This window comes from Amycolatopsis sp. NPDC051128 (assembly GCF_040682715.1).
GTDB lineage: Bacteria > Actinomycetota > Actinomycetes > Mycobacteriales > Pseudonocardiaceae > Amycolatopsis.
In genome coordinates, this window is the sequence record NZ_JBFBBN010000002.1 from 113,850 (window position 1) to 128,288 (window position 14,439).

11 protein-coding genes are annotated in these 14,439 nt (G+C 72.8%); all 11 read right to left on the reverse strand.

Annotated elements, in window-relative coordinates; translation table 11 throughout:
• Positions 1-49: 49 nt before the first annotated feature.
• The 11 genes from AB0M82_RS02620 to rsmH all read right to left on the reverse strand — a co-directional run bounded on the left by AB0M82_RS02620 (position 50) and on the right by rsmH (position 14,328).
• A complete protein-coding gene (locus AB0M82_RS02620; protein ID WP_364716936.1) occupies positions 50-961 on the reverse strand; it encodes an FtsQ-type POTRA domain-containing protein in 912 nt (303 codons plus the stop codon).
• 4 nt (positions 962-965) lie between these two features.
• Positions 966-2,363 carry a UDP-N-acetylmuramate--L-alanine ligase gene (murC, locus tag AB0M82_RS02625; protein WP_364716938.1) on the reverse strand — a complete coding sequence of 466 codons (1,398 nt, stop codon included), beginning with the start codon at positions 2,361-2,363 and terminating at the stop codon, positions 966-968.
• A complete protein-coding gene (gene murG, locus AB0M82_RS02630) occupies positions 2,356-3,480 on the reverse strand; it encodes an undecaprenyldiphospho-muramoylpentapeptide beta-N-acetylglucosaminyltransferase (protein ID WP_364716941.1) in 1,125 nt (374 codons plus the stop codon). Before murG ends, murC begins: the two co-directional genes overlap by 8 nt.
• The gene (gene ftsW / locus AB0M82_RS02635) at positions 3,477-4,985 is read right to left on the reverse strand and encodes a putative lipid II flippase FtsW (RefSeq protein WP_364716944.1); all 1,509 of its coding nucleotides are present in this window, start codon (positions 4,983-4,985) and stop codon (positions 3,477-3,479) included. Before ftsW ends, murG begins: the two co-directional genes overlap by 4 nt.
• The gene (murD, locus tag AB0M82_RS02640) at positions 4,969-6,378 is read right to left on the reverse strand and encodes a UDP-N-acetylmuramoyl-L-alanine--D-glutamate ligase (protein WP_364716947.1); all 1,410 of its coding nucleotides are present in this window, start codon (positions 6,376-6,378) and stop codon (positions 4,969-4,971) included. Before murD ends, ftsW begins: the two co-directional genes overlap by 17 nt.
• A gap of 1 nt (position 6,379) precedes the next feature.
• Positions 6,380-7,462, reverse strand: coding sequence for a phospho-N-acetylmuramoyl-pentapeptide-transferase (mraY, locus tag AB0M82_RS02645; RefSeq protein WP_364716950.1), 1,083 nt, complete (start codon positions 7,460-7,462; stop codon positions 6,380-6,382).
• Positions 7,459-8,958, reverse strand: a complete 1,500-nt coding sequence (gene murF / locus AB0M82_RS02650; RefSeq protein ID WP_364716953.1) for a UDP-N-acetylmuramoyl-tripeptide--D-alanyl-D-alanine ligase — start codon at positions 8,956-8,958, stop codon at positions 7,459-7,461. Before murF ends, mraY begins: the two co-directional genes overlap by 4 nt.
• On the reverse strand, positions 8,955-10,499 hold the full coding sequence (locus tag AB0M82_RS02655; RefSeq protein ID WP_364717524.1) for a UDP-N-acetylmuramoyl-L-alanyl-D-glutamate--2,6-diaminopimelate ligase: 1,545 nt from the start codon (positions 10,497-10,499) through the stop codon (positions 8,955-8,957). The genes murF and AB0M82_RS02655 overlap by 4 nt, the downstream gene beginning before the upstream one ends.
• Before the next feature lie 234 nt (positions 10,500-10,733).
• Positions 10,734-12,659 carry a penicillin-binding protein 2 gene (locus AB0M82_RS02660; protein ID WP_364716956.1) on the reverse strand — a complete coding sequence of 642 codons (1,926 nt, stop codon included), beginning with the start codon at positions 12,657-12,659 and terminating at the stop codon, positions 10,734-10,736.
• Positions 12,659-13,378 carry a hypothetical protein gene (locus tag AB0M82_RS02665; RefSeq protein ID WP_364716958.1) on the reverse strand — a complete coding sequence of 240 codons (720 nt, stop codon included), beginning with the start codon at positions 13,376-13,378 and terminating at the stop codon, positions 12,659-12,661. Before AB0M82_RS02665 ends, AB0M82_RS02660 begins: the two co-directional genes overlap by 1 nt.
• Complete coding sequence (gene rsmH, locus AB0M82_RS02670) at positions 13,375-14,328, reverse strand: 16S rRNA (cytosine(1402)-N(4))-methyltransferase RsmH (RefSeq protein ID WP_364716961.1); 954 nt, start codon at positions 14,326-14,328, stop codon at positions 13,375-13,377. Before rsmH ends, AB0M82_RS02665 begins: the two co-directional genes overlap by 4 nt.
• Between the last annotated feature and the right edge of the window lie 111 nt (positions 14,329-14,439).

Genomic DNA, 14,439 nt, shown 5'->3' on the forward strand with positions numbered 1-14,439 from the left:
TACGAGATCGTACGGCATACGAGAACCCGGGCGCAGGCGAAAAGGAACTTCAGGAGGTGATGGTCGGCAGTTCCGGTGCCGCGACGTCGTAGATCCGGCCCTCCTGGGTGAGCAGCGCGGCGAGCACCTTGGCCTTGCGGTCGGTCTGCTCCGCCGTCCCCCAGCGCACGATCTTCCCGCTGGACAACGTGAACTCCACGCTCGCCGGCGTCTTGGCCGTCGCCGTCGTGACCTGCTTCAGCAGCTGCTCCGGGAGCACGCCCAGCACCGCCGTCACCGCGCGCGTCACCGGGTCGTCGGCCGACACCTTCGGCAGGCGAAGCTCCGGCAAGCCCGGCGGGCGGGCGGGGACCGTCTTGAACACCACGCCACCGCCGTCGACCAGGTGGACGCCATCGCCGCCCGGGCCACTGTCGAAGAACGCGATCGCCGTCCGCTCGGTCACCGTGATCTCGACCGTGTTCGGCCACGAGCGCGACACCTCGACCGTCGCGATGCCCGGCATCCCGGCCACCCGGTCGCGGATCTCGTCGGTGCTCAGCCGCAGCATCGGCTTGTCGGCCGGCACCGCCGCCACCGCGCGGATCTGGTCGGCGGGCACCGCGCGCGAGCCGCTGACCGAGACGTCCTTCACCCCGAGCATCGGGCTGAAGAACAGCAGGTAGACCAGGGCGAGCACGGTCAGCACGGAGAGCAGCGCGACCCACCGGCGGCGGATCTCGACCTGCCGGCTGGACCGGTTCCGGACCGCGGGCGGCCGGGCCGACACACGGGTGCGGCGGCGTTCCTCGTCGGAGCGCCGCCCCCGCCGTTCCCGGGCCAGGGCGGCGCGATCCCGTTCGTCCTCTTCGGACGGACGGCGGCGTTCCCTGACGGTGTCCTCGCCGCCTCCGCGGGAGGGAGTACGTCGGCGGGTGTCTTCGCCGCCTCCGCCGGAGGGAGTACGTCGGCGGGTACTCATGGCGTCAGCGCTTGTCCAGCTCGGCGAGGATCTCCGGGCCCAGCTGCGTCACGTCCCCGGCGCCCATGGTGACGACGAGGTCGCCGCCCTTCACCAGCCCGGCGACCAGCTCGGCGGCGACGTCGAAGGCGGGCTCGTAGTGCACCGGCACGGTGACGCGGTCGGCGATCAACGCCCCCGTCACGCCCGGCTCGGGTTCCTCGCGGGCGCCGTAGACGTCGAGCACGACGACCTCGTCGGCCAAGGACAACGCGGAAGCGAACTCCGCCGAGAACAGCTTCGTCCGCGAGAACAGGTGCGGCTGGAACACCACGACCACCCGCCCGGACCCGGCCGCCGTCCGCACCGCGCGCAGCTGCGCGGCCACCTCGGTCGGGTGGTGCGCGTAGTCGTCGTAGACGCGGACGTCGGCGGCCCGGCCCTTGAACTCGAAGCGACGGCGGACACCGCCGAACGCGGCGAGCCCGTCCGCCAGCTCGGCGGCGGGCGCGCCCAGCTCGAGCCCGGCCAGGAGCGCCGCCACCGCGTTGAGCGCCATGTGCTCACCCGGCACCGCCACCCGCACCGGCAGCTCGGAGCCGTCCAGCGCGAGCCGGACGACCCCGCCGTCCGGCGCCGGGGTGTAGCCGAGGATGCGGGCGTCGCCCTCACCGGTGACCGTGCGGCCGTAGCGGCGCACCCGGACGCCCAGCTCCGCGGCCTGCTTGCCCAGTTCGTCCGCCCCAAGATCGTCGCCGCAGACGATCAGCAGCCCGCCCGGCTGGATCCGGCCGACGAAGTCGGTGAACACCTTCGTGTAGGCCTCGGCCGTGCCGTGGTGGTCGAGGTGGTCCGGCTCGACGTTCGTCACGACCGCGACCGACGGCGAGTAGGTCAGGAACGAGCCGTCGCTCTCGTCGGCCTCCGCGACGAAGATGCCGCCCTCGCCGTGGTGGGCGTTGGCGCCGGACTCGTTGAGGTCGCCGCCGATGGCGAACGACGGGTCGAGCCGGCAGTGCTGCAGCGCGACGGTGAGCATCGACGTCGTCGACGTCTTGCCGTGCGTGCCCGCGATGCAGGCGACCCGGTGGCCTTCCATCAGCCCGGCCAGCGCCTGCGCCCGGTGCAGCACGGGGACGCCCACGGCGCGCGCCGCGGCCAGCTCGGGGTTGGTCTCCTTGATCGCCGTCGACACGACCACCGCGGACGGCAGCTCGGCCAGCTCCCCCAGGTTCGCCGCCCGCTGGCCGACGAACAGCTCCGCGCCCTGGGCGCGCAGCGACAGCAGCGCACGCGATTCCTTGGCGTCCGAACCGGTCACCTTCGCGCCGCGGGCCAGCAGGATCCGGGCGATCCCGGACATGCCGGCGCCGCCGATGCCGATCAGGTGCGCCCGGCGCAGCTCTTCGGGCAACTCAAGCACGGGCGGCCTCCAGGACGATCTTGGCGAGCAGTTCGTCGGCTTCGCGGTGGCCCATGCCGACCGCCGCCGCGCCCATCTTCGCGACGCGGTCGGCGTCGGTGACCAGCGGGACGACCAGGTCGGCGACCTTGGCCGGGGTGAGATCGGCGTCGAAGACCATCAGCGCCGCCCCGGCGTCGACCGCCGGCCGGGCGTTGGTGGCCTGCTCGCCGTTGCCGTGCGGCAGCGGGACGAAGACCGCGGGCAGCCCGACGGCCGTCACCTCGGCGACCGTCATGGCGCCCGAGCGGCACACCGCGACGTCGGCCGCCGCGTAGGCCAGGTCCATCCGCTCCAGGTACGGTACCGGCACATACGCCGGCCGGCCCGGGAACTCCTGCACGACCAGGGTGTTTTTCGGGCCGTGCGCGTGCAGCACGCCGACGCCGGCGTCGGCGAGGTCCTTCGCCGCGCCGGACACCGCGTCGTTGATCGACTTCGCGCCCTGCGAGCCGCCGAACACCAGCAGCGTCGGCGCGTCCGGGTCCAGTCCGAAGTGCGCGCGGGCCTCGGCCCGCAGCGCGGCGCGGTCCAGCGACGTGATCGACCGCCGCAGCGGGATCCCGACGACCTCCGCCTTCGGCAGCGGCGTGCCCGGGACGGCGACCGCGACGCGGCGCGCGAACCGGGCGCCGACCTTGTTCGCCAGGCCCGGCGACTGGTTGGCCTCGTGCACGACGATCGGGACGCGGCCACGCGCGGCCAGGTACGCCGGCAGGGCGACGTAGCCGCCGAAGCCGACGACGACGTCCGCGCCGACCCGGTCGAGGACCTCCCGGGTGCGGCGCACCGAGTCGCGGACCTTCAGCGGCAGCTTGAGCAGCTCCGCCGTCGGCTTGCGCGGCAGCGGCACCGGCGGGATCAGCTCCAGGGGGTAGCCGCGGGCCGGGACGAGCTTGTTCTCCAGGCCGCGCTCGGTGCCGAGGGCGATCACCGTCGCGTCCGGGCGCAGCCGCATGACGGCGTCGGCCAGCGCGAGGGCGGGTTCGATGTGTCCTGCGGTGCCACCTCCGGCGACCACGACCACGGGTGCTTTGCCCGCGGCGGCTCGCTCGGCTCCCTTGACGGGGTTACTCACCTATGACCTCTCCGGTTCGCGGTACTCCGGGTACCACGGCTCGCTGTTGTCCGCGCGGCCCCGCCGCGAGACGTGCTCGTGCGGGTCGTGCTCGTCCGTGCCGCGCTGCGGCGCACCGGCTCGCGGACCGACCTGCGTCGTTCCTGTGCCGGGGCGGGCCGCGCCGCACGGGGCGCCGGCCTGGCCGCCTTCGCCCCACTTCGCCCCGCCGCCTTGCGGGTGGCGGGCGGGCGGTACGGGTCGGGCGCGGGCAGCCGCAGCAGGCGTCCGAACTTACCCGGCCCCTGAGTGCGCAGCGCGGCGACCGCCTCCGGTTCGTGCCGGGCGGCGTTGGCGAGCACGCCCATGATGAGCATGGTGATCACCAGCGAGGTGCCGCCGTAGGAGATCAGCGGCAGCGTGACGCCGGTGACCGGGAGGACACCGACGACGTAGCCGATGTTGATGGCGGCCTGGGCGACCAGGAACACCGTCAGCGTGGCGGAGACGATCCGGATCCACGGGTCGATGTTGCGGGTGGCGATCCGCAGCCCGACCACGGCGACCCCGGCGAACAGGCTCAGCACCACCACGCAGCCGATGAAGCCGAGCTCCTCGCCGATCAGGGCGAAGATGAAGTCGTTCTGGACGTTCGGCAGGTAACTCCAGCTGGCCGCGCCCTGGCCGACGCCCTTGCCGAACAGCCCGCCGTCGGCGAGCGCGAGCTTGGCCTGGTTCGCCTGGAAGCCCGCGGCCGAGGTGTCGGCGTCGGGCGAGAGGAACGACATGACCCGGGCGAGGCGGTAGGGCGCGATCACGGCGAGCACGAGCACGCCGGCCAGGCCACCGGCGAGGATCACGCCGAACAGCCGTTTCGGGGCGCCGGCGAACCACAGCAGCGCCAGCAGCACCACGGCCAGGGTGACCGTGCCGCCGAGGTCGGGCTGCAGCATGACCAGGGCGAACATCAGCAGCGCGATCGGCACCACCGGCACCAGCAGGTGCCGCCACTGGTGGATCACGTTGTACTTGATCACCAGGATGTGGGCGCCCCAGAAGGCGAGCGCGACCTTCGCGGCCTCGACCGGCTGGAAGGTGAAGTCGCCCAGCCGGAACCAGCCCTGCGAGCCGTTGACCTCCGAGCCGAGCGGCGTCAGCACGAGCACGAGCAGGCCGAGGCAGATCACCGTCGCGGTCGCGGACATCCGCCGGATCCGCTCCAGCTTGACCCGCAGGCCCAGCCAGAACACGACCGAGCCGATCGCGACGAACACGAGGTGCTTGGTGAACAGCGAGTAGACCCCGCTGCCGGTCTTCGGGTTGTAGGACGCGACCGACGACGCCGACAGCACCATGACGATGCCGATGACGGTGAGCATGCCGGTGAGGGCGAGTACGAGGTGAAACGACGCCAGCGGGCGCGAGAGCCACGCGGTCAGCGCGGTCCGGAAGGCGACGAACCCGCTCTCCTTGCGCTCCCGGCGCGGCCGCTTGGGCGGTACCCGGCGCTCAGCTGTCGTCGTCACCCGGGGCCCCCGCCGCGTCGTCGCTGAGGACGTGCACCGCCGCGGTGAACGCGTCGCCGCGCTCGCCGTAACCGCGGAACATGTCCAACGACGCCGCGGCGGGTGCCAGCAGCACCACGTCACCTGGCCGGGCCATCGCGCTGGCCGCACTCACCGCCGCAGTCATGGGTTCATCGTCACCCGCACGGAGGCTGTTCACCGGGACATCCGGCGCGTGTCGCGCCACCGCGGCGGCGATCACGGGCGAATCGACCCCGAGTAGCACGACTCCGCGGAGGCGGCCGGCGATGCTGCTCACGAGTTCGTCGACCGAGGCGCCCTTGAGCTGGCCGCCGGCGATCCACACGATGCTTTCGTGGGCGCGCAGCGACCCGGCGGCCGCGTGCGGGTTGGTCGCCTTGGAGTCGTTGATGTACCGGACCCCGGCGATCTCGGCGACCTCCACGGCCCGGTGCGGGGCCGGCTGGTACTCGCGCAGCCCCTTGAGCACGGCCTCCGGCGAGACGCCGTGGGCGCGCGCCAGCGCGGCGGCCGCGAGCGCGTTCGAGACGTTGTGCGGGCCGGCCGGGCGGACGTCGGCGAGCGTGGCGAGCTCCTCGGCGCTGGTGGCCGGGTCGGCGACGAAGGCGCGGTCGACCAGCAGGTCTTCGACCAGGCCGAGCTCACCGGCGCGCGGGGTGTCCAGCCGGAAGCCGACGCGGCGGGCGTCCGGGCCCGCGTGCTCCCCGGCGATCCGGGTGGACCACTCGTCGTCGGCGTTGTGCACGGCGATCTTGGCGCGGGCGTACACCCGCCCCTTCGCGGCCGCGTACTCCTCCATCGAGCCGTGCCAGTCGATGTGGTCCTCGGCCAGGTTGAGCACCACGGCCGCGTCCGGGGCGAGGGTCGACGACCAGTGCAGCTGGAAGCTCGACAGCTCCACGGCGAGCACGGTGTAGCCGGCGCGGACCGCGTCGAGCGCCGCGTAGCCGATGTTCCCGCAGGCCACGGCGTGCGCCCCGGCCGCCTTCAGTATCGACTCCAGCATGCCGGCGGTCGTCGTCTTGCCGTTGGTCCCGGTGATCACGAGCCACGACGGCGGGTGCTCCCGCAGCTGCCCGACCCGCCAGGCCAGCTCGACGTCGCCGATCACCTCGACGCCCGCCTCGGCGGCGGCCACGAGCAGCGGCGACGTCGGCCGCCAGCCGGGGCTGGTGACGACGAGGACGACGTCGGACGGCGGCTCGCTCAGGCCCGGGACCAGCTCGGCGCCGAGGCCGTCCAGCTCGGCCAGGCGCTCGGCGTTGCCGTCGGTGACCGTGACCCGGGCACCCAGCTCGACGAGCACGGGCACCACCGACTTGCCGGTGACCCCGGCACCGGCGACGAGGACGTGACGACCGGCAACCTCCATGTCAGCCCCCGACGCCCAGCTGCTCGCTGTAGAACAGGCCGAGCCCGAACATGCAGCAGATCGCCGAGAGCAGCCAGAACCGGATGATGACCGTGGTTTCGGCCCAGCCGGCCAGCTCGAAGTGGTGGTGGAACGGCGCCATCCGGAACAGCCGCCGCCGGGTCGTCCGGAACACCGCGATCTGCGCGACCACCGAGATCATCTCGACCATGAACAGGCCGCCGATGACGATGGCGAGCAGCTCGGTGCGGGTGGTCATGGACAGCCCGGCGACCAGGCCGCCGAGGGCCAGCGAGCCGGTGTCGCCCATGAAGATCTTCGCCGGGGCCGCGTTCCACCAGAGGAACCCGACGCAGGCGCCGGCCGCCGCCGCGGCGACCACGGCCAGGTCCAGCGGGTCGCGGACGTCGTAGCAGGCGGCCGCCGGGCCGTTCGCGCAGGACAGCCGCTCCTGCCAGAACGAGATGACGACGTAGGTGGCCAGCACCATCGCCGCCGCGCCGCCGGCCAGGCCGTCGAGGCCGTCGGTGAAGTTCACCGCGTTCGACCAGCCGGAGATCACGACGTAGCAGAAGATCACGAAGATCACCGACGGGAACGTGATCAGCGCGAGATCGCGGACGTAGGAGAGGCTCTCCGACGCCGGCGTGATGCCGTGCTCGTTCGGGAAGTTGAGCGCCAGCACCGCGAACGCGATGGTGACGACCAGCTGGCCGACCAGCTTCGCGGTCTTGTTCAGCCCGAGGTTGCGCTGCTTGCGGATCTTGATGAAGTCGTCGAGGAACCCGACGATCCCGAGCCCCACCGCGAGCAGCAGCACGAGCAGCCCGGAGGCCGTCGGCGCGCCGCTGCGGGAGTTGAACATCCAGTTGATCAGGTGCGCGGCGAAGTACCCGACGACCATCGCGATGATGATCGCGACACCGCCCATGGTCGGGGTACCGCGCTTGGACTTGTGTCCCTGGGGGCCTTCCTCGCGGATCTCCTGGCCGAAGCCCTGCCGGGAGAAGACCCGGATCAGGTAGGGCGTGAGCAGGATGGAGATCAGCAGGCCCGCCGCGGCCGCGATCAGGATGCTGATCACGCGTCACCACCGTTCGAGCGTTCTGTGGAGTGGGGGGATCCGGGGTCGAGCAGAGCTTCGGCCACCCGCCAGAGACCGGCGGCCTTGGAGGCCTTGACCAGCACCACGTCCCCGGGACGGAGCTGATCATGCAGCAGGGCGACGGCGGCCTCGACGTCGGGTACCAGGGTGGCTTCCTCGCCCCAGGAACCCTCCTGGCACGCGCCCTGGTGCATGGCCGCCGCACCGGGCCCGATCACGACGAGCTTGGCGATGTTGAGCCGCACGACGAGCCGGCCGATCTCGTCGTGGGCGGTGACCGCGTCCGCGCCGAGCTCGCCCATCACGCCGAGCACGGCCCAGGAGCGGCGGCCGCTTTCCCGCGTCATCGCCGCGAGGGCCTTCAGGCCGGCCCGCATCGACTCGGGGTTGGCGTTGAAGGAGTCGTTGAGGATGGTCACGCCGTCCGGCCGGGTGACGACCTCCATGCGGCGCGCGGAGCGCCGTTCGAGCTGCGAGAGCCGCGCGGCGATCTCCGCCGGGGTCGCGCCCAGTTCCAGCGCGACGGCCGCGGCCGACAGCGCGTTGCCGACGTGGTGCTCGCCGTGCAGCGGCAGCTTCACCGACGCCTCCCCGGCCGGGGTGACCAGCCGGAAGGACGCGCGGGCCTCGTCGTCGAGGGTGATGTCGGCCGCGCGGACCTGCGCGGACGCGCTCTCGCCGACGAACACCACCCGGGCCTTCGTGCGGCTCGCCATGGCCGCGACCAGCGGGTCGTCGAGGTTGAGCACCGCGACGCCGTCCGCGGGCAGGGCCTCGACCAGCTCGCCCTTGGTCTTCGCGATGCCTTCGCGCGAGCCGAACTCGCCGACGTGCGCGCTGCCGACGTTGAGCACGACGCCGATCTTCGGCGGCGCGATCTCCGCGAGGTGGGCGATGTGCCCTGGCCCGCGCGCCGACAGCTCCAGCACCAGGTGCCGGGTTTCCGCGTCGGCCCGCAGCGCCGTCCAGGGGTGGCCGAGCTCGTTGTTGAACGACCCGGGCGGCGCGACCGTCGGGCCGAGCGGCTCGAGCAGCTGGGCGATGACGTCCTTGGTGGACGTCTTGCCGGAGGAGCCGGTGACGCCGACGACGGTCAGGTTGCCCTCGGCCAGGCGCTGCACGACGTGCCGGGCGAGCTTGGCGAGCGCGGCCAGCACCGCGGCGCCGGAGCCGTCCTTGTCGCCGGTCAGCGCGACCGACCGCTCGTGGGCCTCGCCCGCGGCGAGCGGAGGCACGACGATCGCGGGGGCGTCGACCTCGCGGGCGGCCAGCACGGCCAACGCACCGGCCGCCACGGCCTGCGCCGCGAAGTCGTGGCCGTCGACCTTCTCCCCCGGCAGCGCGACGAACAGGCCGCCGGGGGTGAGCTTCCGGGTGTCGAACTCCACGCTGCCGGTCACCTGCGCGCCCGGGTCGGCGCGGTGCAGCCGGCCGCCGACGACGTCGGCGATCTCGGCCAGGCTGAGCACGATCACACACTCACCTCGAGTTTGTTGCGGATGGCCGCGGCCAGCTCGTCGCGGTCGGAGAACGGGTGCACGATGCCGCCGGCCTCCTGGCCGGACTCGTGGCCCTTGCCCGCCAGGAACACGATGTCTCCCGGCTCGGCGAGCGAAACGGCGTGCGCGATGGCCTCGCGGCGGTCGGCGATCTCGATGATCTCGCCGCCCTCGGCGAGCCCGACCGCGCGGGCGCCGGCGAGCATCGCGGCGCGGATCGCCGCGGGGTCTTCGGAGCGCGGGTTGTCGTCGGTGACGATCAGGACCTCGCTGCGGCGGGCGGCCGCCTCGCCCATCATCGGGCGCTTGGCGGTGTCCCGGTCGCCACCGCAGCCGAGCACGGTGATGATCCGGCCCTCGGCGCGGGCCCGCAGCGCGTCCAGGCCCTGCGCGACCGCGGCGGGCTTGTGGGCGTAGTCGACGACGGCGGTGAAGCCCTGGCCGACGTAGACGCGTTCCATCCGGCCCGGCACCTGCACCTCGGCGAGCCCGGTGACGATGTGGTCCAGGCCGATCCCGGCGGCGCCCAGGATCGCCGCGGCCAGCACGGCGTTGGCGACATTGAACTCGCCGGGCAGCGGGATCCGGGCGGCCGCGCTGACGCCGCCCGGGCCGTGCAGGGTGAACGTCTGCTCGCCGTTCGGGGTGGCCTCGAGGTCGGTGGCCTTCCACGCGGCCTCGGTGCCGGGGTCGGTGGTCACGGTGATCGTCCGCGGCGTGAGCAGGGCCTGGCCCCACGCGCTGTCGACCACGACGACCTCGGTCGTCGAGCGGCCGTCGAACAGCAGGGACTTCGCGGCGAAGTACTCCTGCATGTCCTTGTGGAAGTCCAGGTGGTCCTGGGAGAGGTTGGTGAACGCGCCGACCGCGAACCGGGTGCCGTTGACGCGGCCCAGCGCGAGCGCGTGGCTGGAGACCTCCATCGGCACGTGCGTGACGCCGCGCTCGAGCATCACCGCGAGGAGGGCCTGCAGGTCCGGCGCCTCGGGCGTGGTGAACCCGCTGACGAGGCGTTCGCCGGCGATCCGGGTCTCGACCGTGCCGATCAGGCCGGTGGTGCGGCCGGCGGCCTGGAGCCCGGCGTCGACCAGGTAGGACGTCGTGGTCTTGCCGGAGGTCCCGGTGACGCCGAGGACGGCCAGGTTCAGCGAGGGCTCGCCGTAGATCCAGGCGGCGATCTCGCCGAGGGCGGCACGCGGGTCGGCGAGGACGAGGACCGGGACGCCGGCGTCGCGCAGCGCGGGCCGCTCGGCGCCTTCGGCGTCGGTGAGGACCGCGACGGCGCCGGCCGCGACGGCCTGGTCGCTGAAGTCGGCACCGTGGGCGCGCGCGCCGGGCAGCGCGGCGAAGAGGTCGCCGGGCAGCACGTGCTGGGCGCGCAGGGTGGTGCCGGTGACGGTGAGCTCGGCGGCGTCGGGCCGGTCGGCGATGAGGCGGGCGTCCGCCCTGGCGAGGAGGGTCGCCAGCGGGACCGGGTCGATGCGCGCCGGGCGCGGCGGCGCCGGGACCGCTTTCACCGGGCTTTCCGGCACCTGGGAACTGGACGATGACACGGACACGGCCAAGAGGCTACCGGCGGCCGGTTCGGGGGGCCGCACGCGGTACGGCGATTGCGTGCGGGATCGGCACATGTGCTAAGCGCGGTTTCACACCTCGTTGCGCCGCAACGCTTTCCCGCGCGCTCCGGGCCGATGTGGACGCTCAACGCGTTAAAGCCCCCTCACGGGTGAGGGGGCTTTAACGGACAGTGCCTACGGAGTGATGATCAGCGGCACCTCGGGCGACGGACCGTCGGACAACGGAATCTGGAACCGCTGCGTCAGGTACGACGCGATGCTGTGGAACAGCGGCGCCGCGGAGTGACCCACCGGTAGCGTCGTGTCGGGGGCGTCCAGCCGGATCCCCACGACGAACCGGGGGTGGTCGGCGGGCAGGATGCCGGCGAAGGTGATGTTGTACAGGTGGTCGCTGTACACGTTCGTCCGCGGGTCGACCTGCTGGCCGGTGCCGGTCTTGCCGGAGATCTGGTAGCCCTCGACCGCCGCGCTCGGAGCGGTGCCCTTCTGGAGGCCCTTGCCGTTCTGGGCGACCGCGCGCATCATGTCGCGCACCGTCTTGGCCGTCTGCGGATTGACCACCTGGACCGTCTTGGGCGCCGGCTCGGGCACGGTCGTCCCGTCCGGGTTGACCTTGGCCTTGACGATCCGGGGTTCGACGCGCAGGCCGTCGTTGGCGATGGCCTGGTACATCCCGGCCATCTGCAGGACGGTCATCGACAGGCCCTGGCCGATCGGCAGGTTGCCGAAGGTGGTCGCCGACCACCGGCTGCGCGCGGGCACGACGCCCGCGCTCTCACCGGGGAGGCCGACGCCGGTGCGCTGGCCGAGGCCGAACTTCTTGAGCAGGTCGAGGTAGCGTTCTTCGCCGATCTTCTGCGCCAGCAGCAGGGTGCCGATGTTGGACGACTTGGCGAAGATCCCGGTGGCGGTGAACGTCTGGGTGCCGTGGGTCCAGGCGTCGTGCACGGTCTTGTCGGCGACCTGCAGCGAACCGGGCACCTGGACCGTCGACTCCGGTGTCGCGACGCCGTATTCGATCGCCCCGGTCGCGGTGACGAGCTTGTTGACCGACCCGGGTTCGAACGGCGTGGTGACCGCGGGGTTGGCCAGGTCGTCGGTGGTCCAGGCGGACTGGTCGTTGGGGTCGAACGTCTTGTCGTTGGCCAGCGCGTAGACCTCGCCGGTCTTGGCGTCCATGACGACCGCCTGGCCGCCCTTGGCGTGCGACTGCTGGACGTAGTCGGTCAGCTGCCGCTGCACCTCGTACTGCAGGTCGGAGTCGATGGTCAGCTCGAGGTCCGAGCCCGGGACGGCGGCCTGCAGGTCGCGCTCGGTGCCCGGGATGACGACGTTGTCGCTGCCGTTCTTGGTGTTGACCAGCATCCGGCCCGGCGTACCCGCCAGGTCCTTGTCGCGCAGCAGCTCCAGCCCGACCAGGCCGTGCAGGTTGTGCTTCGAGACGTCCGGGGCGTCGGACCGCCAGTTCGCGGCCCCGACGATGTTGGACGCGAGGCTGCCGCCCGGGTACTCCCGCAGCGCGCGCTTCTCGACGCTGATCCACGCGAAGTGCTTCACGATGTCGGCGGCGATGGACGGCTCGATGTTGTTCACCAGGTAGGTGAAGGCCGCCTGCTTGTGGAACAGGTCGAGCAACTGCTGCTCGCCGATCACGTTCGGCAGCTTGCCGGCGATGTACTTGGCGGCCGCGGCGGTCTCGGAGTCGAACGTCTTCTGCGTGCCGGGGTTCTTCGCCGCGTAGTCGTCCATGCTCTTGCGCAGCGCCTTGAGGTTCACCGAGAGCGTGCGCACCTCGACGCTGAACGCCAGCTTCGCGCCGTTGCGGTCCACAATGGACCCGCGCTGGGCCGGGATGTCGATCGTCTGGGTGCGCTGCCGCTCCGCGGCCTGCGACAGCTCGCCCGCCTCGAACCACTGCACCTGCACGAGTTTCGCGCCCGCGACGACGAGCATGGCGACGAGGATCAGGCGGACGGCGGAGAACCGGCTGCGGTTCCCGCCGTTGCCCTGGCGCGCGGCCGCGCTGCGCGTCCCGGCCGAGTAGGTCCGCCGCGCGCTCCCCGCGGCGCGCGGGCGGCCCTGTCCGCGGCTCGAAGCCATCACTGGCCACCCGCCGGCGTCGCGGTCTGCGCGTCGGCGGGCACGGCGGGCTGGTCGCCCTCGACCGGCGCGCCCTGCGGCGACTGGGTGCCGGCGGCGGGTGCGACCGGCGGCACGACCGGCACCGGCGGCGTGTCGGCCTTGGCCTTCTTGGGCTCCCCGACGAGCGAGGTCTTCCCGTCGGGGCCGACGACGATGCGCGCCGGGTCGCCACCGGGGACCATGCCCTGCTGCTGGGCCGAGGGGGCCAGATAAGCGGGCGACTCGGCCTTCGCGACGTCGCGCTGCAGCTGTTCCTTGGTCTCGGCCAGGTTCGCGTTGGTGGTGCGCAGCTGCTCGAGCCGGTAGGAGTCGGCGATCGCCTGCGTGGTCAGCCACAGCGTGGTGGCCACGCCGGCGGCCAGCAGCGCCATCATCATCAGCACGAACGACGCCCGTGACTTCGGCAGCCGCAGCTTGAACTTCGGCGCGCGCACGCCCGGCTCGGCCTTCGGCGCGGGGCGCGGCTCGCGCTCCTTGAGCAGGTCGGCACGCTGGGCACGGCGCGCGTAGGCGCGCTCGGCCGCGGACGTGCGGCCCCGCGACGCGCGGCGCGGCGCGGCCTTGCCCGGCTGGAGGGTCTGCGGCTCCGGCTCGGCGGTGGTCGAGGTGCGGGCGGCGTCCCCTCGTCCCCGCGTCGCCGGCGCGGTCCGGCGGCGGGACTTCGCGGGAGCGGTCATCGCGGCTCTCCGATCCTCTCTGCGGCCCGCAGCCGCACCGAAGCGGCACGCGGGTTACGTTCGATCTCCTCTTCGCCGGCCTTCTCGGCGCCCCGGGTCAGGAGCTTCAGCTCCGGCCCGTGTCCCGGCAGCTCCACCGGAAGCCCTTCCGGGGTGCGGGACTTCGCGAGCGCGGCCAGCGCCTGCTTGACCAACCGGTCTTCGAGGGACTGGTACGACTCGACGACGATCCGGCCGTTCATCGCCAGCGCGCCCAGCGCGGCGGGCATGGCCCGGCGGAGCACCTCCAGCTCGCCGTTGACCTCGATCCGCAGCGCCTGGAAAGTCCGCTTCGCGGGGTGCCCGCCGGTCCGCCTGCTCGCCGCCGGGACGGCGTCGTAAAGCAGTTCGACCAGGCGCCCGCTCATCGTGAACGGCTCCTTTTCGCGGGCGTTGACGACGGCCCGGACGATCCGCTGCGCGAACCGTTCCTCGCCGTAGTCCCGCAGGATCCGGATCAGCTCGCCGGGCGCGTAGGTGTTGAGCACGTCGGCGGCGGTGAACCCGGTGGTCGGGTCCATCCGCATGTCGAGCGGCGCGTCCTTGGAGTAGGCGAACCCGCGCTCGGCGCGGTCCAGCTGCATCGACGAGACGCCGAGGTCGAACAGGATGCCGTCCGCCTTGGCGATCCCCAGCCCGGCGAGGGCTTCGGGGAGTCCGTCGTAGACGGTGTGCACGAGGTCGACGCGGTCGCCGTGGCGGGCGAGGCGTTCCGCCGACTTCTCCAGCGCGGCGGGGTCGCGGTCCAGCGCGACGAGACGCAGCCGCGGGAAGGCTTCGAGGAGGGCGTCGGAATGCCCGCCGAGGCCGACGGTCGCGTCCACGAGGATCGCGTCGCGGTCGGCGAACACGGGAGTGAACAGCTCGACGATGCGCGCCAGCAGTACCGGGACGTGCTCGGGTGCCGTCAAGTTCCCTCCCCCTTTCTCGCCTGGGCGGCCCGGGGGGAAAGACGGCGGATGCCGTCAGGTCCCTGTCCGCCCGCTGCTGACCTGGTACCGGGGAAGGTGCACCAGGGCCAT

Excerpts from the sequence above, each read along its gene's own strand:
- AB0M82_RS02620 (WP_364716936.1), bottom strand. The coding sequence starts at position 961 with ATGAGTACCCGCCGACGTACTCCCTCCGGCGGAGGCGGCGAAGACACC.
- murD (WP_364716947.1), bottom strand. The coding sequence starts at position 6,378 with ATGGAGGTTGCCGGTCGTCACGTCCTCGTCGCCGGTGCCGGGGTCACC.
- AB0M82_RS02660 (WP_364716956.1), bottom strand. The coding sequence starts at position 12,659 with ATGGCTTCGAGCCGCGGACAGGGCCGCCCGCGCGCCGCGGGGAGCGCG.
- AB0M82_RS02665 (WP_364716958.1), bottom strand. The coding sequence starts at position 13,378 with ATGACCGCTCCCGCGAAGTCCCGCCGCCGGACCGCGCCGGCGACGCGG.